This is a genomic window from Knoellia flava TL1, assembly GCF_000768675.1.
Taxonomy (GTDB): domain Bacteria; phylum Actinomycetota; class Actinomycetes; order Actinomycetales; family Dermatophilaceae; genus Knoellia; species Knoellia flava.
The window spans coordinates 42,893-62,860 of sequence record NZ_AVPI01000019.1; the positions used below are offsets into that span (position 1 = coordinate 42,893).

Below are 19,968 nucleotides of genomic sequence, written 5' to 3' on the forward strand. Positions count from 1 at the left end.
ATAGGAGAACAGACACCATGTCCGAACGTGTGACCATGCCCGCCCTCGGCGAGTCCGTGACCGAGGGCACCGTCACCCGGTGGCTCAAGAACGTCGGCGACCAGGTCGAGGTGGACGAGCCCCTGCTCGAGGTGTCGACCGACAAGGTCGACACCGAGATCCCCTCCCCCGTCGCGGGAACCCTCCAGGAGATCCTTGCCGAGGAGGACGAGACCGTCGCCGTCGGCGCCGACCTCGCCGTCATCGGTGACGGCGCCGCGTCGGGCGGCGACTCGGGCGCGCCCGCCGAGCAGTCCACCGAGCAGCCGTCCCAGGAGTCCTCGGACGCCTCGGACCAGGCACCGTCGGACGACGCCTCGGGCCAGTCCGGCGACGGCGACGCGATCGACTCCCCCCAGCAGCAGGACGAGGTGGCGCAGGCCGGCGACGAGGGCGGGCAGGAGCCTGCCGCCCCACAGGCTGACGCGTCCTCGGACTCGGCCCCTTCCTCCTCCGGTGGTGGCGGTGGCGGTGGCGGTACGACCGTGACGATGCCCGCACTCGGCGAGTCGGTCACCGAGGGCACGATCACGCGCTGGCTCAAGGCCGAGGGTGACGAGGTCGCCGTCGACGAGCCGCTCCTCGAGGTCTCGACCGACAAGGTCGACACCGAGATCCCCTCGCCGGTCGCCGGCACCCTGAGCAAGATCCTCGTCCAGGAGGACGAGACCGTGCCGGTGGGTGCCGACCTGGCCGTCGTCGGCGGCGGCGACGGTGGCGAGCAGCAGGCCCCCGCCGCGGAGTCCGCCCCGGCGGAGAAGCCGGCCGAGACCGAGAAGCCCGCGGAGCAGGCAAAGCCCGCCGAGCAGGAGAAGCCCGACCAGGCCGCCGAGGCAGCCCAGTCCGAGGCGCCCTCCGAGAAGCCGGCCCAGCAGGAGCAGCCCCAGGGCGGCTCCAGCGAGCAGCAGGCCGCGCCCGACGAGCCCAGCGCCTCCCAGGGCGAGGTCGCCCAGGCCGCGGCTCCCGCCCCTGCCCAGTCCGCCCCGCAGCAGTCGGACTCCGAGGGTAGCCAGGACGCGTCGGCCTACGTCACGCCGCTCGTCCGCAAGATCGCGTCCGAGAACGGCATCGACCTCGCCGACGTCAAGGGCACCGGCGTCGGTGGCCGCATCCGCAAGCAGGACGTCCTCGCCGCGGCCGAGGCAGCGAAGGCTGTGGCCGAGGCACCGGCGGCTCCGGCGGCGTCGGCACCTGCCGCCTCGACCTCCGCGCCTGCGGCTTCCCGGGCGGCTTCGGCCGACACCAGCCTGCGCGGCACGACGCAGCCGATGACGCGCCTGCGCAAGATGATCGCCAAGCGGATGGTGGAGTCGCTCCAGACCTCGGCGCAGCTCACCACCGTGGTCGAGGTCGACGTCACGAAGATCGCCCGCCTGCGCGACCGTGCCAAGGGAGACTTCCAGCGTCGCGAGGGCACCAAGCTCAGCTTCCTGCCCTTCTTCACCCTCGCCGCCATCGAGGCGCTCAAGGTGCACCCGACGGTCAACGCGAGCATCGAGGGCGACAACGTCACCTATCACGGCACCGAGAACGTCGGCATGGCCGTCGACACCGACAAGGGTCTCATCGTGCCCGTCGTGAAGAACGCCGGCGACCTCAACATCGCCGGTCTCTCGCGCAGCATCGCCGACCTCGCGGAGCGCACCCGGACCAACAAGATCATGCCCGACGACCTCGCCGGCGGGACGTTCACGATCACCAACACCGGGTCGCGTGGCGCGCTCTTCGACACGCCGATCATCAACCAGCCGCAGGTCGCCATCCTCGGCACCGGCGCCGTCGTCAAGCGCCCCGTCGTCGTCAAGGACAGCGACGGAGGCGAGACCATCGCCATCCGCTCGATGGTCTACCTCGCGCTGTCCTACGACCACCGGATCGTCGACGGCGCGGACGCCGCGCGGTTCCTGACGACGGTCAAGGAGCGGCTCGAGGAAGGCGCGTTCGAGGCCGACCTGGGTCTCTGACTTCCATGACACAGCGCATCGCCGTCACCGGCTCGTCCGGCCTGATCGGGGGTGCGCTGTGTCGTTCCCTGCGCGCCCGGGGCGACGAGGTCGTCCGGCTCGTCCGGCGCCCGCCGGAGCACGCCGAGGAGGTGCAGTGGGACCCGGCCTCACGCCACCTCGACCCGGCGGTCCTCGACGGGGTCGACGCGGTCGTCAACCTCGCCGGCGCCTCGATCGGTGAGAAGCGGTGGTCCCCGGAGTTCAAGGCGCTCCTCATCTCGTCACGCACCCACGGCACGACCGCGCTCGCCGAGGCGATCGCAGCGACGGGGCGGCAGGTCCACCTCGTCAACGGGTCGGCCGTCGGCTACTACGGTGACCGCGGAGACGAGGTCCTCACCGAGGAGAGCCCGGGCGGCTCGGGGTTCCTCGCCGAGCTCGTGCGTGCCTGGGAGGGTGCGACAGAGCCGGCCCGCGCGGCCGGCGCCCCCGTCGCCTGCGTGCGCACGGGCATCGTCATGGCACCCAAGGGCGACGCGTTCAAGCCGCTCCTGCTGCTCACCCGGCTCGGTCTCGGCGGGCCCCTGGGCAACGGGCGGCACTACTGGCCGTGGATCACGCTGCCCGACGAGGTGCGCGGCATCCTCCACGTCCTCGACCAGCGACTCGAGGGCCCGGTCAACCTCACCGGACCCGACCCGGCGCCACAGCGCGAGATCGTCGCCGAGATGGGCCGTCAGCTGCACCGGCCGACGCTGCTGCCGGCGCCGGCCTTTGCGCTGAGAGCCGTCCTCGGTGAGATGTCGAGCGACATCCTGGCGAGCCAGCGCGCGCTCCCCCAGCGGCTGCTCGAGAGCGGCTTCGAGCACGAGCACGCGACCCTGCCCGACGCGGTGCGCTGGCTCGTCTCCGACCCCTCCTAGGCGCAACGGCTACTGGGCCGCCCTCACCTCGGCGACCCGCCATCCGGAGGCGGTGTGGACGAGGTCGAGGAGCAGCGGTGCCCCGGTGACGGCAGGGCGGCGCAGGTCGCCCAGCGGACCGCGCACGACGTGGGCCGAGGTGTCGATCGCGGCGAGCAGGGTGGCCCGATCTTCGGAGGCGGACTCGAGCCGTGCGTCGCGCACGACGAACGACAGGCCGACGTATCGTCGGCCGGAGCGCTGAACCTCGCTCAGGACCTCGGTGTCGCGGGCGTGTGCCGGCGACCGGGGTGCGTCGACCTCGACGAGCCGCGCGGCCACGCCCGACGACCACGCCTCCGCCCGCGCGTCCGCGAGGGCCTGCGCGAGCGCCTTCGGGTCACGTCGCGGCGCGTCACCGAGCACGCGCGCGTCCGTCCCGCCCTGGCTCCCCCACGCCACGGACGATTCCTCGCCTCGCTTCCCCTCGGACGCCACCCCGGTGGCGGTCGACGACACCCGAGCCGGGTGCGTCGCCGCCCGCGCCTCGTCCCGCAGGCCGTGCCACGCGAGGAGACCCCCAGCGAGGGTCGTGACGAGCACCGCGGCGACCCACGGCCCCACCCGACGCCACTCGAGCCGTCGCCACTCGATCCCCCGCAGCCCGAGCCTGCGCCTCTGCGGCCGTCGCCACTCGGGCCAGCGCCGCGAGACAGGGCTCGCGGCCACCTCGTCGGAGGTCGACCTCGCCGCTGCACGGATCCTGCGGGTGAGCAGCGCGAGCTCCTCGTCGCCCTGGTGTGCGGCGAGCTCGAGCGGCTGGGCCGTCGTGCTCTCGAAGAGGGCGAGGGCGAGCTCGTCGGCGTCGGGCCGGTCCTCGTTGGACGTGCGCAGTGCACCCTCGACAGCGGCGACGACGGCGTCCGGCACACCGGGTGCGTGGTCGGCCAGCCGCCCGCGCAGCCCTGCGGGACCGGGAGGACTGCCCGTGAGGCAGAACCACGCCAACGCCCCCAGGGCGTGGACGTCGGCGGCAGCACTCGGCCACTGGCCGGCGAGCACCTCGGGCGCGACGAAGCCCTCGGTCCCCCACACCTCGTCGGCCCGCCCGCCGACGAGTCCCGCAACCCCGAGGTCCGCGACGAATGGGCGTCCGTCGTGGTCGAGCAGGACGTTGTCGGGCGAGAGGTCACCGTGCACGACACCCGAGGCGTGCAGCCGGCCAAGCGTCGAGGCGACCGGGCTGAGCACGGTGACGAGCTCGCCCGGGGACAGGTGTCCGCGGGTGCGGACGAGCGAGCCCAGCGTGCCCCCGGTCAGGAGGCCGAGGACGAGCGCCACCTCGCCCGAGGGCAGGGCCAGCGCCTCGTGGAACCGCACGAGGTGCGGGTCCCTGATCCTGGCGAGCACGGCGAGCTCCACGAGCGCGTCGTCGGCATCCGCCACGGGCACCACCTTGACGGCGACGTCGCAGCCGGCCTCGGACGTCGCCGACCAGACGGACCCGGAGCCGCCCCGGCCGAGCAGGCCGGTCACGGCGTAGCCGGGGATGCTCGGGGTCGAGGCGTCCACGGAACGGTGGCGGCCGGCATACGAGGGGGTCGTGCGCTCCGCGGTGTCCATGCCGCCACTGTCGCGGAGATGCAGGAACGCGCCGCAGGCTTTTCCACAGCTGCCGCTAGGGTCGCTGGATGCCAGCCCAGAGCCGAACGATCCTCGCCACGTCCGGGGGCTACCGCCCCGCGACCCGCACCTACCTCGAGTTCGACGCCCTCGTGCACCATGCGGTCGAGCTCTCGGGGGCCGAGGGCCGGCCGAAGGTCACCTTCATGGGGACCGCGAGCGGTGACCAGAGGTTCTTCAACGACCACGTCCATCAGGCCGGTCGCGTCGCCGGCTTCGACATCTCGACGCTCGACCTCTTCCCCATGCCCAACGTCGAGGACGTCGCCGGGCACCTGCTCGAGCAGGACGTCGTCTGGGTCAACGGCGGCTCCGTCGCCAACCTCCTCGCCGTCTGGGCGGTCCACGACCTCGGCCCGGCCATGCGGGCCGCGTGGGAGGCGGGCGTCGTCCTCTCGGGCGTCTCGGCCGGGTCGATCTGCTGGTATGCCGGTGGCACGACCGACTCCTTCGGTCCCGAGCTCCGGGCGGTCACCAACGGCCTCGCCCTGCTGCCCTGGGGCAACGGCGTCCACTACGACAGCGAGGAACGCCGTCGACCGCTCGTCCACCGGCTGGTGGCCGACGGCACCCTGCCAGAGACGCACTGCACCGACGACGGCGTGGGCCTTGTCTACGACGGCACCGAGCTCGTCGAGGCCGTCTCCGAGCGCGACGGCAAGGGCGCCTATGTCGTGCGGCTCGAGGACGGGCGCGCGGTCGAGGAGCGCATCGAGCCGCGGCGCCTGCGCAACCCCTGACCGGGCCCGTGGCTCAGCGGAACCGGTCGGCCGTCTCCTGCAGGCGCTGCCGGTGGGCCGCCCACCACTCCTCGTCCTGCTGGGGCAGGTTCGGCGCCTCGGCCCGCATCCCGGTCGCCCCGTCGACGAGCTCGCGGACGATGTCCATCTGGCCCGCGTGCCGGTTGGTCTCGGCGATCATGTGCACGAGGAGCACGTGCACGGGCACCGTCTCGCCACCCTCGCCCCACCACGACACGGTGCCGGTGGCGTCGAGATCGAGGTCGGCAAGCACCTCGTCGGCGTGCGCGGACGCCCTGCCATAGAGACCCAGGATCGACTCACGTGACTCGTCGGCGGTCGCCCACATGTCACCGTTGTCCTCGAGGGTGTCGTCCATGAGGGCGGCATACCAGTCGGGCAGGTCCGGGAGCGGCCGGCCGAGGCAGTCCCCGAAGTAGCCGGCCTCCATCGCGGCGAGGTGCTTGACGACGCCGAGCAGGTTGGTGCCGGTCGGCGTCAGGGGACGCCGCACGTCGTGCTCGGAGAGCCCGTCGAGCTTCCAGAGGACGGCCTCGCGTGCCCTCGCGAGGTATCGCACCAGGACCGCCTTGGGGTCCTCGTACATCGTCATGCCTCCTCGGGGCGCGGCCGGGTGCCCTGCGTGACGACCTCGACGACCCGCCCGTCCTGGGCGCTCACGCGGGCAGCGTCGATGACGGCGAGGACGTGGACGGCGTCGGACGGGTCCACGGGCATGGCCGCCTGCACGTCCTCGGCACCGACTGCGGCTCCCACGGCGCGGTAGAAGTCCACCTGGGTCGACGGTGTCGTGGGCACGGGCTCGCGCTCGTCGGCGCGGTAGAGCCAGCCGCAGTGCTCGTCGTCGGCGTCCGCGGTGTCGGGGAAGACGTTGACGTCGCTCTCGAAGTCGTTCTGGACGTATGCCGCGTCGCGACCGAGCAGGCGCACCCGCGGACCCGGGGCGCCGGCAACGGACGTGGCACCGAGGTGCGTCGTCACGCCGGACGCGTGACGGCATACGAGGAAGGCGTCGTCCTCGGCGGGGGTCGTGTGGGACTCGACGGTCGCGAAGACCGTCTCGACCGGGCCGAAGAGCTGGACCGCCATGTCGACGAGGTGCGAGTGGAGGTCGAGCAGGATGCCGCCGCCCTCGGCCGGTGGGGCATTCTCGCGCCAGCGGTCCTTGGCGACCGGGCGCCACCGCTCCCAGCGCAGCTCGCAGCGGAACGGCTCCCCGACGAGCCGGTCGGCGACGACGGTGGCCAGTGTCGTGAACTGCGGGTCGTAGCGCCGGTTCTGGAAGACCGTGAGCGCGACCCCCTCGTGGCGCGCGACGTCGACGAGCTCGAGGGCGCCGTCGGCGTCGACGGCGAGCGGCTTGTCGACGACGCACGGAAGGCCGGCCTCGAGCACCGTCCGGGTGTGCGCGAGGTGGCTGCCGCTCGGCGTCGCGAGGACGACGACGTCGAGGCCCTCGACCGCCAGGAGCGCGTCGAGGTCGTCGACGACGAGGGCGTCGGGGAAGTCCTGCGCCACCTCGGCACGACGCTCGGGGTTGGACGTGGCCACGGCGGCGAGCTCGAGCCCGGCGTCACGGATCAGCGGGGCGTGGATGCCCCGTCCTGCGGATGCATAGCCTGCGAGTCCGACTCTCACCATCCTCCGGACCCTAGTGGGCCACGGTGTCAGCGGCCTCCCCCGCCTCGACCGCGGGGTCGGCCACGCGGCTCGGCGCCCGCTCACCTCGCAGCCTCGCCGGCCACCACACCTTCGGTCCGATGTCGTGGGCGAGCGCCGGGACGAGCAGGCTGCGGACGACGAAGGTGTCGAGGATGACGCCGAACGCGACGATGAAGGCCACCTGGACGAGGAAGACGAGCGGCAGCACGGTGAGCGACGAGAAGGTCGCAGCGAGGACGATACCCGCGCTGGTGATGACGCCACCAGTGACCGCGAGGCCGACGAGGATCCCGGGCCTCGTCCCCCGACGGACCGACTCCTCGCGCACGCGGGTCATGAGGAAGATCGAGTAGTCGATGCCGAGAGCCACGAGGAAGACGAACCCGTAGAGCGGGATCGCCGGGTCGCTGCCACCGAAGCCGAGCACGTGGTTGAAGACGAGCGCCGAGACGCCGATGGTCGCGGCGAACGAGACGACGTTGGCGACGACGAGCAGCAGCGGTGCGACGAGGGACCGCAGCAGGACGCAGAGCACGAGGAAGATGACGACGAGGATCGCGGGCACGATGACCCGCAGGTCGCGCCCGCTGGCCTCGAGCACGTCGAGGTTGATCGCCGCCTGCCCGCCCACGTGCGCGTCCGGGCTCACGTCGTCGAGGGCCACCCGCAGCCGACGCACGGTCTCCTCGGCCTCGGGGCTGTCGGCCGCGCCGGTCGCCGTTCCCTGGACGAGCTGGAGGCCGTCGACGGGTGCGGCCTCGGGGGCCGGCTGGCCGGGGACGGGCGGCTGGACGCCGATCCACGCGGACTCGATGCCCGGGTCGTCCTCGAGCACCGACCGCACCGCCTCGGCTCGGTCCTCGGGCACGACGACCTGGACCGGGCTCCCGGCGCCGGCGGCGAAGTGGCGCTCGAGCGCCTCCTGCGCGTCGACGGAGTCGGTGGCGACGAGGAAGGTGTCCTTGATGGTCACCCCCTCCGCCCTGAACGTTGGCGCGAACGCGGCGGCGGCGAGCAGCACCGCGAGGGTGACGACCCAGGTCCGGCGGGGGTGGCGGCCGACTAGCCCGGAGACGCGACCCCAGAGCGAGCGGGTGCCGACGGCGTCCTCGGCGTGGTGGTGGTCGACGCGGGGAGCGAACGGCCAGAACGCCTTGCGCCCGAAGAGGAGCAGCACGGCCGGCAGGAACGTCAGCGACGCGAGCAGCGCGCCGGCGACCCCGAACGCACCCACGGGTCCCAGCCCGGCGGTGTTGCGCAGCGAGGCGAGCATGAGGCACAGCAGGCCGAGGATGACGGTCGCGGCCGAGGCGACGATGGGCTCGACCGACCCGCGCCACGCCCGGCGCAGGGCCGTCCACGTGTTGTCGTGCTCGTGCAGCTCCTCGCGGAACCGGCTCACGAGCAGCAGGGCGTAGTCGGTGGCGGCGCCGACGACGAGGATGAACATGATCCCCTGCGACTGGCCGGAGAGCTCGATGGCGCCGTTCTCGGCGAGCGGCCTCACGACGAGCACGGCCAAGGCGAGTCCGAAGACCGCGCTGAGCAGCACCGCGATCGGCAGGATCGGGCTGCGGTAGACGACGAGCAGGATGACGAGCACGACCGCGAGCGCGACGAGCAGCAGCACGCCGTCGATGCCCGCGAAGGCCGCGGAGAAGTCGGCGACGAGCCCGCCGGGTCCACCGACACTCGTCGTCATCCCGGTCCCGCTGAGCGCGACGCGGGCCTTGGTCCGCACCTCCTCGGCGGCGGCGACGATCGGTGCCTCGCCCTCGATGACGTCGGAGACGGCCGCTTCGGTGAGCGGGATGACGACGAGGGCGGCCTTGCGGTCCTCGCTCGGCACCGGCACGATCTGCGCGCCCTCGACGAGATAGTCACCCAGCGTGCGGTCGAGCCCCGGGAGCGGGATCGACGGCAGCTCCTTGCCGAGCTGGAGCAGGGCGAAGGCGTCACGCTCGTCGAGCTCGCCCCCGTCCCGGTCCTCGGCGACGAGGAAGAGCGGGATCTCCTCGTCGTCGCTGAAGCGCCCCACCGCCTCGAGGACGGCGGTCGACTCGGCGTCGGTCGGCAGGAAGGACGCGTTGTCGTTCTTCTGCACCTCCGAGAGCCGCCCGGTCGCGGGGCCCCCGACGGCTCCCACCGCCAGCCAGGCGACGAGGACGACGAGCGCCCCGAGGATGACCCGTCGTGGCCGGCGGGACTCCGGCGCTCCCCTGCGATGCGTCACGCACCTCAGCGTAGGTGCCCGCTCCCGCGAGGGGAGGCGGGACGGGCGACGAGACCGGGCCCCACGCTCTGCGTGGGACGTCATACGGTGGGGGCATGCGTTTCGTGCACCTCGGCTTCGCCCCCGACTTCGTCGACTACCTCGACGGCTGGGAGAAGCAGCGCGAGGTCCACGCCGCCGTCGCCGAGGAGCGCGAGCCGGACACGACGCTGCTGCTCGAGCACGCGGCGGTCTACACCGCGGGCAAACGCACGCAGCCCGAGCAGCGTCCCTTCGACGGCACGCCCGTCGTCGACGTCGACCGCGGCGGCCTCATCACGTGGCACGGCCCCGGCCAGCTCGTCGGCTACCCCATCGTGCGGCTGCCCGAGGTGCCCGTCGACGTCGTCGCGCACGTGCGCCGGCTCGAGGAGGCGATGATGCGGATGACGCGCGAGTTCGGCGTCGAGACGGTGCGCGTCGAGGGACGCAGCGGCGTGTGGGTGCTCGCTGACGACCGGGGCCCGGACCGCAAGCTGGGCGCGATCGGCGTGCGGGTGAGCAGGCGGACGACGATGCACGGCTTCGCGCTCAACTGCGACGCCGACCTCTCGTGGGCCGACAACATCATCGCGTGCGGCATCGCCGACGCCGGTGTCTCGTCGATCAGCCGCGAGGCCGGCCAGACCGTCACCGTCCAGGACCTCCTCCCCTACGCCGAGAAGCACCTGACCGACGTCCTCGGCTGAGTCCGCGTCACGACGGACCCGTATGCCGGCCCACGCAGATCGTGGGACCCGCGCCTCCTTCCGGGGCCGCCTCACGTCGGCCGGATGTGGGGGGTGTCTCATCGCGGGCGTACTCTGGAGCGCGTGACTGTCGCACCCGAAGGACGTCGTCTCCTGCGCGTCGAGGCGCGCAACGCCGAGACCCCGATCGAGCGCAAGCCCGAGTGGATCCGCACCACCGCCAAGATGGGCCCGGAGTACACCCAGCTCCACGGCATGGTGAAGCGCGAAGGGCTCCACACCGTCTGCCAGGAAGCCAGCTGTCCCAACATCTTCGAATGCTGGGAGGACAAGGAAGCCACCTTCCTCATCGGCGGTGACGTCTGCACCCGTCGCTGCGACTTCTGCGACATCGCCACCGGACGCCCCACCGCGCTCGACCTCGACGAACCGCGGCGCGTCGCCGAGTCGGTCCAGCAGATGGGTCTGCGCTACTCCACCGTCACCGGCGTCGCCCGCGACGACCAGCCCGACGGCGCTGCCGGGCTCTACGCCGAGACGATCCGGCAGATCCACGCGCTCAACCCCAACACCGGCGTCGAGATCCTGCCGCCCGACTTCGGCGCGAAGCCCGAGCTCGTGGGCCAGGTCTTCAGCGCGCGCCCCGAGGTGTTCGCGCACAACCTCGAGACGGTGCCGCGGATCTTTCGCCAGATCCGTCCGGCGTTCACCTACGAGAAGTCGCTCAAGGTCCTCTCGATGGCCCGCGACGCCGAGCTCGTCACGAAGTCCAACCTCATCCTCGGCATGGGCGAGGAGGACCACGAGGTCGAGCAGGCCATCGCCGACCTCCACGACGCGGGCTGCGACATCCTCACGATCACGCAGTACCTCCGTCCCTCGAAGCTGCACCACCCGATCGACCGGTGGGTCAAGCCCGAGGAGTTCGTCCACTGGAGCACCGTGGCCGAGGACATGGGCTTCAAGGGCGTCATGGCCGGACCGCTCGTCCGCTCGTCCTACCGCGCCGGCCGCCTCTGGGCGACCGCGATGACGAAGTGGGGCCGCCCCATCCCCGAGCACCTCACCCACCTCGCCCGGGCCGCCGGCGACCCCGCCCGGCAGGAGGCTGCCTCGCTCGTCGCCCGTGCCGCGGCCACCGCGTGAGCCGTATCCTGATTCTCTGGCACCGGCGCGCCGACGCCCGCCGAGCCTGACCAGCACGACCCCAGCACCACCCACCGACGCAGGAGCACCCACCCCGTGGCCAAGGCCAAAGAGACCACCGCCGAGAAGAAGCCCGGACGGTTCGCCGAGATCCGCCAGGGCTACCGCGCCGTCAAGCAGCTCGACCCGAAGATCGGGTGGGCCATGCTGGCGGCCGCCCTGGTGACGTTCGCCGTCATCGTCGGCATCGGCTTCCTCCTCGGTGGGCTGTGGCGCTTCTACCTCATCCTCATCGCCATCCCGGCCGCCCTGCTCGCCGCCACGTTCGTCATGAACCGTCGTGGCAACAAGGCCATGTACGGCATGCTCGAGGGCCAGGCCGGCGCCGCCGGTGCCGCCCTCCAGAGCATGGGCCGCCGCGGCTGGTACGCGTCGACCGAGCCCGTCGCCGTCGACGCCAACCGTGCCTCGAAGCCGAGCGACCTCGCCGGCTCGGCCATGGTCTTCCGGGCCCTCGGTCGCCCCGGCGTCGTCCTCATCGGCGAGGGCCCGAAGCAGCGCGCCCTCAAGCTGCTCAAGGCCGAGGAGAAGAAGGTCAACCGCGTCGCCCCCGGCGTCCCCGTGCACCTCTGGGTCGTCGGCGACGGCGACGACGAGGTCAAGGTGAGCAAGATCAGCTCGAAGCTCACCCGGATGCGCCCGGTGCTCACCAAGGACGAGGCGTCGGTCGTCAACAAGCGGCTCAAGTCGCTCGGCGGCCTGCGCACCGGCGTCCCGGCCGGCATGGACCCGACCCGCGCCCGTGTCGACCGCAAGGCCATGCGCGGCAAGTGACACTGCCGGGGTCGCTGCGCCCCGCTCGCCTGCCGGAATCCTCTCGCCTCGGGCGGTCGCTCGGGTCCACCATGTCCGTATGCCATCCGCTCCCACCCTCGCCGCCTTCGCCGGCGCGTCGGTCCTGCTCATCCTCTTCCCCGGCCCGGCCATGCTCTTCCTCGTCGCCCGGGGTGCCGCGGGTGGGCGGCGCGTCGGTGTCATGTCGGCCGTCGGCGTCGAGTCCGCGAACGCGACGTTCGTCGTGGCCACCGCCCTCGGGCTGACCGCCGTCCTCGCGACGTCGGCGCTGGCCCTGTCGGTCGTCCGCTACGTCGGTGCCGGCTACCTCGTCTGGCTCGGCATCTCGGTGCTCCGCAGCCGCGGCGCGACGGCTCCGGTCGAGATACCGACGGTGGGGCGCTCGGCGCGGCAGAGCGACTGGACGAGCTGGCGCCAGGGCTACCTCGTGGGCATCGCCAACCCGAAGGTGGCGCTGTTCTTCCTCGCCTTCTTCCCGCAGTTCCTCGACCCTGCCCGCGGCTCGATGACCTCCCAGATCATCGTGCTCGGTGCGGTCTTCGTCGCGATCGGCATGGTCTTCGACGCGAGCTACGGCGCCCTCGCCGGAACCATCTCGACCCGGATGGCCCGACGCCGCGGCGGCAGGAGGTCGGCCAGGGGCAAGGTCGCCATCGGCCTCACCTACATCGGGCTCGGCGGCTTCACCGCCGCCACGGGGTCACGCACCCTCTGAGTCCGGGGGTCGCCGCTCGGCGTCAGGTGCCGCTGGCACGCGGCAGGTCGGCCATGCCGTAGGCCTGCGTCGGCGTGATCGTGAGGACCACGCGCCTCTCCTCGACCATCGCGCGGCGGTAGGCGTCCCAGTCCTCGTGCTCACCGGCGAGCGCGCGGTAGAGGTCGACGAGCGCGTCGGCCACCTCGTCGTCGGGGCTCGACGCGGGTTCGGTGACGGAGGCCGTCCCCTCGAGGACGGCATACGAGAAGAAGGAGCTGCCGTTGACGTGGAGCGCGGTCCACGGCTCGCGCGCGACGTTCTTGACCTTGGCGCGGCCGGCGGTCGTCGAGATCGCGATCGTGCCGTCCTCGCCGACGTGGTGCAGCACGTTGGACAGCTGCGGCCTCCCGTCCCGGCGGATCGTCGTGAGCACGGACTCGCGTCCGCTGCGGGCGAAGGCCAATGCCTCGTCGATGTCCATGCCTGCACCAACAGCCCCTCGTTCGACGCTGTTCCGTGGGTCAGGGGCGGATCACGGCTCGCTCAGCGGCGGACGATGACGGTGCCGGCGAGGGCGTCGTGGAAGCCGCGGCCGTCGCGCGCGCTGAGGACGGCCGGGACGAAGAGGCAGAGCAGCAGCGTGCGGACGACGACCTGAAGCGGGAACGAGCCCGGCTTGACCTGCAGCACCTGCAGCCGCATGAGGGCGTGGCCCGGAGTCGCGGCGAACGCCGTGACCGTGAGGATGTTGAGCACGGCGAGCAGGCCGAGCGGCACGAACGCCTGCGCCCCCCCGGCGCCGAGGTCGGCCCCGAAGGCGAAGCGGGCGAGGACCTGGACCAGCACCCAGTCGACGAGCAGACCCAGGGCCCGGCGCCACAACGGAGCCATCGACCCGGGTCCGCCGGCCGGGAGGCCGAGCTGTTCGCCGGCATACGACGGCTCGTGTTCGGTGCTCACACGAGGACTGTATGCGGCGCCACTCTGGACGCCTCGGACGGGTCGTCGAGGTGTCTGGCAGGGTGTAACACCGGTGAAACATTCGGGTCATGGACGGGAAACCGCACGCCTCTAGGGTTCTCGACATGTCCGGGCACCGCCCGCCGTTCCCTTTGCCTAGGAGGCCCCACGTTGTTCAGCTCTGCTGACGAGGTCCTGTCGTTCATCAAGGACGAGGACGTCAAGTTCGTCGACATCCGTTTCTGCGACCTCCCCGGTGTCATGCAGCACTTCAACGTGCCGGCCGAGACCGTCGACGAGGACTTCTTCACCAACGGCCAGGCCTTCGACGGCTCGTCGATCCGCGGCTTCCAGGCGATCCACGAGTCCGACATGAAGCTCATCCCGGACCCGTCCTCGGCGTACCTCGACCCGTTCCGTGAGCACAAGACGCTCATCATGAACTTCTCGATCGTCGACCCGTTCACCGACGAGCCCTACAGCCGCGACCCGCGCAACATCGCCGCCAAGGCCGAGGCCTACCTCGTCTCGACGGGCATCGCGGACACCGCCTACTTCGGCGCCGAGGCCGAGTTCTACGTCTTCGACGACGTCCGCTTCGAGACCAAGGCCAACGCCGGCTACTACTTCATCGACTCCGTCGAGGCCGCGTGGAACACCGGTCGCGAGGAGGAGGGCGGCAACAAGGGCTACAAGACCCGTTACAAGGGCGGCTACTTCCCCGTCCCGCCGGTCGACCACTTCGCCGACGTCCGCGACAACATCTGCCTCAACCTCGACAAGGTCGGCATCAAGGTCGAGCGCAGCCACCACGAGGTCGGCACCGCGGGCCAGCAGGAGATCAACTACCGCTTCGACACGCTGCTCGCCTCCGGCGACGACATGATGAAGTTCAAGTACGTCGTCAAGAACTCGGTGTGGCAGGGGGGCAAGACCGCGACCTTCATGCCGAAGCCGATCTTCGGTGACAACGGCTCGGGCATGCACACCCACCAGTCGCTCTGGAAGGACGGCGAGCCGCTCTTCTACGACGAGCGCGGCTACGGCGGTCTGTCCGACATCGCGCGCTGGTACATCGGTGGCCTGCTCAAGCATGCCCCCGCCGTCCTCGCGTTCACGAACCCGACGGTGAACTCCTACCACCGCCTGGTCCCGGGCTACGAGGCGCCGGTCAACCTCGTCTACTCGGCGCGCAACCGCTCCGCCTGCGTCCGCATCCCGATCGCCGGTGACTCGCCCAAGGCCAAGCGCATCGAGTTCCGCATCCCGGACCCTTCGTGCAACCCGTACCTCGCGTTCGCGGCGCAGCTCATGGCCGGTCTCGACGGCATCCGCAACCGCATCGAGCCGCCGGAGCCGGTGGACAAGGACCTCTACGAGCTCCCGCCGGAGGAGCACGAGGCCATCGAGCAGGTCCCCGGCTCGCTGCCCGCCGTCCTCGACGCGCTCGAGGCCGACCACGAGTTCCTCCTCGAGGGTGACGTCTTCACCAAGGACCTCATCGAGACCTGGATCGAGTGGAAGCGCAAGAACGAGGTCGACCCGATCCGCTTCCGCCCGCACCCGCACGAGTTCGAGATGTACTTCGACATCTGAGCTTTTGCTCCCCATGAGGGAACGTTGAGGGTCCGGAGGGAACATTTCCCTCCGGACCCTCGGTCTTTCCTCCGTATGCCGTCCGCCCAGGGCCTGGGGACCTCACCAGGAGCACGAGACGGCGGCGGCGGTTGGCGGTCGTCTGCGTGAGCAGGGGTTCGACGTCTCCGAGGGTGTCGGCGGCACCGGCGTCGTGGGCGTCCTGCGCAACGGTCACGGACCGTCCGGCTGCTGCGCACCGACATGGACGCGCTGCTGGCGTGCGGGGACACCGGGCTCGACTGCGCCAGCACGGTGACGGCGCCCTCGAGCGGCGCTGAGGGTGCCGACCGGGTTCCGGTCATGCGCGCCTGCGGGCACGACGCCACGTCACCTGCCTCGACGAGGTCGTGGGCGCGGTCGACGTCGCGATGGCCCAACATGTCCTGCCGGGAGTCGAGTGAACCGTGGTGACGCGCACCGGACCGGTGCTTTCGGCGTCGGACAGCATGCGGGTCACCGTCCACGGCCGAGGCGCACCTAGGTCCATGCCCTCCGAGGTGGGTGTCGCCGAGCTCGTCGCCGGCGTGTGCTTCGGCATCCGGGTCGCCGGCATCCGGTTCGACCTCAATGCTCCATGAGCGCCCGGGGCCGCGCGCGAGTGACGCCCTTCGCGCGGGACCTTCGACCCCTCCGCGGCGCCCGTCAACGGAGGATGCTGAAGGTCTCGGACGGAGAAGGAGGACGCCATGCGAGCGCTGCCCGGAGACCACATCATCCTTGCGACCCCGACCATCGAGGGAGCCCTGCGGGAGGGGGAGGTGGTCGAGACCCGCGGCGCCGACGGCCAGCCTCCCTACCTCGTGCGGTGGACCGACGGCCACGAGGGGCTGCTCTATCCCGGACCGGGTTCGGTCCTGCGGATCGACCCGGCCCACGGCGAGGCCCCCGCCCCCACCACGGCCGCGAGGGCGGCGGAGCCGACACCCGGCCACAACCCGTCGGGGGTGCACCTGCACGCCCGCGACTGGACGGTGCGCATCAGCATCCTCGGTGACGACGACGACGCCGAGGCGCGGGTCGTCCTCATCGCCGACTCACCGCGCCACCTCACGGCGCACGGACACAGCCACCGAAGCACCGACGACGACCCCGTGCCCGAGATCGGTGACGAGGTCGCCGTGGCGCGGGCGCTTCGCCGGCTCGCCGACCGGCTGCTCGACACCGCCGCCGATGACATCGAGGGAGCCACCGGGGAGCACGACGTCACGCTGCGCTCCCGCTGACCGAACCCTGCGCTCCGGCTGACCCGGAAGCCGGCGTCGAGGTCAGTCCTCGAAGAGGTCCTGGCCGTCGATGGTCTCGGCGGTCTCGTCGATCGCCTCGACGAGCGCCGTCGGCTCCGCCTCGGCCGTCGGCCGGCGGTCGAGGTGGACGCCGGCGATCATGCAGCGCACCGAGCCGCCCGCGAGCTCGATCGTCGGGATGTCGACCGCGACGATCTCGCACGACTCCTCGATCGCGGCCACCTGCTCGGGCCGCAGGCTCCGACGGGCGCGCGCCGACATCGCCATGACGTAGCGACGCTTGCCCTCCGGGGTCCGACCGCACAGCTCGACGGCGTTGCCCGCGAACTCGCGGATCTGGTCCTCGGTGAGCTCGACGATCGTGCGGCCGGTCACCGAGAGCCGCTCGCGCACCTGCTCGCGGCGCACCGCGTCGGGGATCATCTCGAGGGCGATCATCGCGACGTCGGTGCCGATGCAGGCGATGACGTTGGTGTGGTAGACCGGCACGCCCTCGGAGTCGACGGCGTCGAAGGCCATCGGCTCGTAGCCGAAGTCCGTGCAGAACCGCTCGAGCACGGCGATGTCGGCCCGGTGGCTGCGCGCCGTGTAGGCGACGCGCGACACGTGGTCGAGGACCATCGCGCCGGTCCCCTCGAGGAAGATCCCGTCGGGCTCGAGCCCGGAGTAGTCGACGATCGCCTGGACGCGGTAGTCCGACTTGAGCATCTCGAGGACGTCGGCACGCCGCTCGTGCCGCCGGTTCGAGGCATACATCGGGTAGACCGCCACGTAGCCGCCGGCGTGCGTCGAGAGCCAGTTGTTGGGGAAGACGCTGTCGGGGCGGGTGTGGTCCTCGTCGGCGAAGACGTGCACCCGGACACCGGCCTGCCTCAGGGCGTCGGCGAGGGCATCCATCTCGGCCAGCGCCGTCGCCGACACCGCCTCGTCGCTCTGCCCGGACGGGACATCGCGCTGGAACGCGTTGTCGGCGGCCGTCGCGGGGTTGGGCAGGAACTTCTCGGCGCGGACGAGGATGACAGCAGAAGGGGCCTGAGCACTCACGGACGGAATGTAGTGCATCCCGAACGCGGCCCCGAAGCGCACCCGCTCCCGTCACCCGACGAGCCGGTATGCCGTCCCGTCACCTCGGTGGGAGCCGCCGGGCCGGGCGCCCGGAGGCGAAGCGGCGTCAGAACCCGCCGAAGTCCCCTCCGCCACCGAAGTCCCCTCCGCCACCGAAGTCGCCTCCGCCACCGAAGTCCCCGCCGGCGAAGTCTCCGCCGCCGAAGTCGCTTCCACCGACGTCACCTCCGGCGGCCTCGTCCCCGGCGCCGCCGGCCTCGCTCTCGGCGTCACCACCACCATCACCACCGGCATCCGACCCTGCGTCACCCGTCGCCTCGCCGGCCTCGGCCGCCTCGGGCGAGGAGCCGTAGTCGTCGAAGAGGGCGTCTGCGATGGCGCTGCCGACGACCACGCCGGCGATCGTGCCCATCATCGAGCCCATGAGCGTGCCGCCCATGCCCATGCCGCCGCGGCCGCCGAAGGTGCGCTCGAGCGTGCCGGGCTGACGCATCTCCGCACGGGTCGCCGCCCGGGCGAGGTCCTGCGGCTCGGCGCTGCGCGGCGCCTCACCCTGCGGGGCGTCCTGCGAGAGCCCGGTGAGGACCTGCTGCCGCTGCTCTGGGGTGAGCTTGGCGAAGGCCTCGGCGTGGACCTGCTCGAGCGTCTCGGGAGGCGCGGTGCGGAGCAGGTAGCGGTAGCGCGCGATCGCCCGCGCGTCCTCGCCCTGCTCCCCACCCGAGCCCTGGAACCGTTGCCCGACTCCGGCAGATCCGGGGCCGGCGGGAACCGCGGACGGTCCGCCCTGCGCACCCCATGACCCGCCGCCGGACCCAGGCGCTCCGTGCTGGTCCTGCATCCGCGGCTCACGCCCGAGGAGCCTGTCGAGGAAACCCATGGTCCGTCCTCCGTCCTGTCGCGTCCGATGACGCGGCGTGCTCCCAGCATGCCCCAGCGGCACGGTCATCGGGTGAGCGCGAGCGACCCCAGTGCGACGAGCCAGCTGACGAAGCTGCCGACGAGGAAGTACTCGGTGACCTGGTCGATCCCGTCGCCCTTGACCGTGCCGTCGTCCTTGGCGGACTGGAGCTCGGGGAAGCGGATGAGTCCCTTGGCAGCGATGACGATGCTCGCCGCGGTCACCTGACCGGCGAGCCCGAGCCCGAGGATGAAGGCGCGCTCCATCGGACCGAGGAGCCGCCCACCCTTGAGCCTCTCGGACGGCTCGCCCTCACGCTCGGCTGGAGCGCGGGACGACGGACGCATCGCGCCGACGCTCACGAGCACGAGCCGGACGATGACGTTGCCGGTGGCGAGGTTGGCCACGAAGAGCCCGGCGACGAGCAGCACATGGTCGAGCGGGCCGTCGGCGGCGAGCGGCAGGTCTGCCCACGCGAACCAGTCCCTCAGGGGTCCGTCGGCAGGAGACGCGAAGCCCGACGTCGCCACGAGCGCCGCTGCGGTCCCACCGAGGACGAGCAGCGCCTGCGCGTGCCCGCCCCCACGGCGCAGTGACCGCTCCGAGAGCGCGACCCACCCGACGAGAGGGGCCACCGACGCGAGAAGGGCGACGAGGTCGGCAACCCCTGTGAGGTCCGCGAGGAGCCCGACGCCGACGACCGTCACGGCGCCCACGGGCACGGCCACGCGGCGGACGGGCCGAGCGTCGACGGCCCGGAGCAGGTCGGTGACACCCACCCCCAGCAGCCACACCGCGAGCCACGTCACGGCAGCGTCCTCAACAGCTCGTGGCAGCGCAGGATGACGGCGAGACCATCGGTCCTCACCCTCTGCGACACCGCGGACGGGGTGATCCCCTCCGCGGCGGCCAGCTCCTTCTGCGTCATCCCCTCGAGCAGTCCTCTCAACAGCCGTCCCGACCTCTCCGACAACGAGCCAACCATGTGGTCCTGACAGTGCAGCGCCGCGTCGACGGCCACCGATGTGCCGAGGTCGTCGGGCTCACCCTCCGCCAACCGGTATGCCGTGTGCACGTGGCCCAGCGCCGCCCGCCGGGCCTCCTCCTCGACCGCGACGATGGCCTCGCGGGCGGCCCACCAGGCGGGACCGTCCTTGATCCCCCGCTTCGCGTCGAGTGTCGTCGTCGCGCCCCGGCCGATTCCATAGCGCGTCTCGGCCCGCTCCCGGAGAGCGACCCGCGTGCGCAGCGCCGCCTCGAGCGCCGCACCGAGGTGCGTGTAGACACCCTGGAACTCGTCACCCACCGTGACCTCGAGGGGCTCGACGTGGTCGACCCGAGCGTTGGTGTCCGCGAGCGCCGACTCGAGGGCGCGGTGCAGCCCGCGGCGGTCGGCGCTCGACCGGGAACGGACGATGTCGCCGATGAGGACGACAGGTGAGAGCTGAACTCGTGACATATCCAGATCATACCTTCATTCGACCATAATGCAGATATGTACTTCATCCACG

General features: G+C 71.9%; 19 protein-coding genes. 9 read left to right on the top strand and 10 right to left on the bottom strand.

Features of this window, described 5'->3' with window-relative positions; genetic code table 11:
• Nucleotides 1-17: 17 nt before the first annotated feature.
• Nucleotides 18-2,003: a 2-oxoglutarate dehydrogenase, E2 component, dihydrolipoamide succinyltransferase gene (gene sucB / locus N798_RS08170; protein WP_035947663.1), complete on the top strand. Its 1,986-nt coding sequence runs from the start codon at nucleotides 18-20 to the stop codon at nucleotides 2,001-2,003.
• 5 nt (nucleotides 2,004-2,008) lie between these two features.
• Nucleotides 2,009-2,908: a TIGR01777 family oxidoreductase gene (locus N798_RS08175; RefSeq protein WP_035947664.1), complete on the top strand. Its 900-nt coding sequence runs from the start codon at nucleotides 2,009-2,011 to the stop codon at nucleotides 2,906-2,908.
• Between the two features lie 9 nt (nucleotides 2,909-2,917).
• On the opposite strand, the gene N798_RS17300 is transcribed toward N798_RS08175, so the two are convergent.
• Nucleotides 2,918-4,510, bottom strand: a complete 1,593-nt coding sequence (locus N798_RS17300) for a serine/threonine protein kinase (RefSeq protein WP_052117056.1) — start codon at nucleotides 4,508-4,510, stop codon at nucleotides 2,918-2,920.
• Between the two features lie 68 nt (nucleotides 4,511-4,578).
• Between N798_RS17300 and N798_RS08185 the strand changes: the two genes are divergently transcribed.
• Complete coding sequence (locus N798_RS08185) at nucleotides 4,579-5,310, top strand: Type 1 glutamine amidotransferase-like domain-containing protein (protein WP_035947666.1); 732 nt, start codon at nucleotides 4,579-4,581, stop codon at nucleotides 5,308-5,310.
• A 13-nt stretch (nucleotides 5,311-5,323) separates the two neighbouring features.
• Here the strand turns inward: N798_RS08185 and N798_RS08190 are convergent, their stop codons facing one another.
• From N798_RS08190 to N798_RS08200, 3 genes are read right to left on the bottom strand one after another with little or no spacing between them, the layout of a single operon-like run.
• Entirely contained in the window at nucleotides 5,324-5,917 is a 594-nt protein-coding gene (locus tag N798_RS08190; RefSeq protein ID WP_035947667.1) for a DinB family protein, read from the bottom strand.
• 2 nt (nucleotides 5,918-5,919) lie between these two features.
• Nucleotides 5,920-6,972 carry a Gfo/Idh/MocA family protein gene (locus N798_RS08195; protein ID WP_035947668.1) on the bottom strand — a complete coding sequence of 351 codons (1,053 nt, stop codon included), beginning with the start codon at nucleotides 6,970-6,972 and terminating at the stop codon, nucleotides 5,920-5,922.
• Nucleotides 6,973-6,982: 10 nt separating this feature from the next.
• Nucleotides 6,983-9,226, bottom strand: a complete 2,244-nt coding sequence (locus N798_RS08200) for an MMPL family transporter (RefSeq protein ID WP_052117057.1) — start codon at nucleotides 9,224-9,226, stop codon at nucleotides 6,983-6,985.
• Nucleotides 9,227-9,321: 95 nt separating this feature from the next.
• Between N798_RS08200 and lipB the strand changes: the two genes are divergently transcribed.
• The 4 genes from lipB to N798_RS08220 all read left to right on the top strand — a co-directional run bounded on the left by lipB (nucleotide 9,322) and on the right by N798_RS08220 (nucleotide 12,670).
• Nucleotides 9,322-9,954, top strand: a complete 633-nt coding sequence (gene lipB, locus N798_RS08205; RefSeq protein WP_035947669.1) for a lipoyl(octanoyl) transferase LipB — start codon at nucleotides 9,322-9,324, stop codon at nucleotides 9,952-9,954.
• 123 nt (nucleotides 9,955-10,077) lie between these two features.
• The gene (gene lipA, locus N798_RS08210; RefSeq protein WP_035947671.1) at nucleotides 10,078-11,100 is read left to right on the top strand and encodes a lipoyl synthase; all 1,023 of its coding nucleotides are present in this window, start codon (nucleotides 10,078-10,080) and stop codon (nucleotides 11,098-11,100) included.
• 96 nt (nucleotides 11,101-11,196) lie between these two features.
• A complete protein-coding gene (locus tag N798_RS08215) occupies nucleotides 11,197-11,934 on the top strand; it encodes a DUF4191 domain-containing protein (protein ID WP_035947672.1) in 738 nt (245 codons plus the stop codon).
• Between the two features lie 79 nt (nucleotides 11,935-12,013).
• Nucleotides 12,014-12,670: a LysE family translocator gene (locus N798_RS08220; RefSeq protein WP_035947674.1), complete on the top strand. Its 657-nt coding sequence runs from the start codon at nucleotides 12,014-12,016 to the stop codon at nucleotides 12,668-12,670.
• Nucleotides 12,671-12,692: 22 nt separating this feature from the next.
• On the opposite strand, the gene N798_RS08225 is transcribed toward N798_RS08220, so the two are convergent.
• The gene (locus tag N798_RS08225; protein ID WP_052117058.1) at nucleotides 12,693-13,133 is read right to left on the bottom strand and encodes a PPOX class F420-dependent oxidoreductase; all 441 of its coding nucleotides are present in this window, start codon (nucleotides 13,131-13,133) and stop codon (nucleotides 12,693-12,695) included.
• A gap of 62 nt (nucleotides 13,134-13,195) precedes the next feature.
• Complete coding sequence (locus tag N798_RS08230) at nucleotides 13,196-13,612, bottom strand: RDD family protein (protein ID WP_035947676.1); 417 nt, start codon at nucleotides 13,610-13,612, stop codon at nucleotides 13,196-13,198.
• 171 nt (nucleotides 13,613-13,783) lie between these two features.
• Between N798_RS08230 and glnA the strand changes: the two genes are divergently transcribed.
• Complete coding sequence (gene glnA, locus N798_RS08235) at nucleotides 13,784-15,208, top strand: type I glutamate--ammonia ligase (RefSeq protein WP_035947677.1); 1,425 nt, start codon at nucleotides 13,784-13,786, stop codon at nucleotides 15,206-15,208.
• 728 nt (nucleotides 15,209-15,936) lie between these two features.
• The gene (locus N798_RS18690; RefSeq protein WP_035947678.1) at nucleotides 15,937-16,473 is read left to right on the top strand and encodes a dsRBD fold-containing protein; all 537 of its coding nucleotides are present in this window, start codon (nucleotides 15,937-15,939) and stop codon (nucleotides 16,471-16,473) included.
• 42 nt (nucleotides 16,474-16,515) lie between these two features.
• Here N798_RS18690 and ctlX read toward each other — a convergent pair whose 3' ends face one another.
• The 4 genes from ctlX to N798_RS08260 form a co-directional block, all read right to left on the bottom strand.
• Complete coding sequence (gene ctlX / locus N798_RS08245) at nucleotides 16,516-17,538, bottom strand: citrulline utilization hydrolase CtlX (RefSeq protein WP_084100341.1); 1,023 nt, start codon at nucleotides 17,536-17,538, stop codon at nucleotides 16,516-16,518.
• Between the two features lie 127 nt (nucleotides 17,539-17,665).
• Nucleotides 17,666-18,436 (bottom strand): hypothetical protein, encoded by a 771-nt coding sequence (locus N798_RS08250; RefSeq protein ID WP_035947679.1) that lies wholly within the window; start codon nucleotides 18,434-18,436, stop codon nucleotides 17,666-17,668.
• Between the two features lie 65 nt (nucleotides 18,437-18,501).
• On the bottom strand, nucleotides 18,502-19,266 hold the full coding sequence (locus tag N798_RS08255; protein ID WP_035947682.1) for a hypothetical protein: 765 nt from the start codon (nucleotides 19,264-19,266) through the stop codon (nucleotides 18,502-18,504).
• Nucleotides 19,263-19,916, bottom strand: a complete 654-nt coding sequence (locus N798_RS08260) for a SatD family protein (RefSeq protein ID WP_035947683.1) — start codon at nucleotides 19,914-19,916, stop codon at nucleotides 19,263-19,265. The genes N798_RS08255 and N798_RS08260 overlap by 4 nt, the downstream gene beginning before the upstream one ends.
• Nucleotides 19,917-19,968 lie beyond the last annotated feature (52 nt).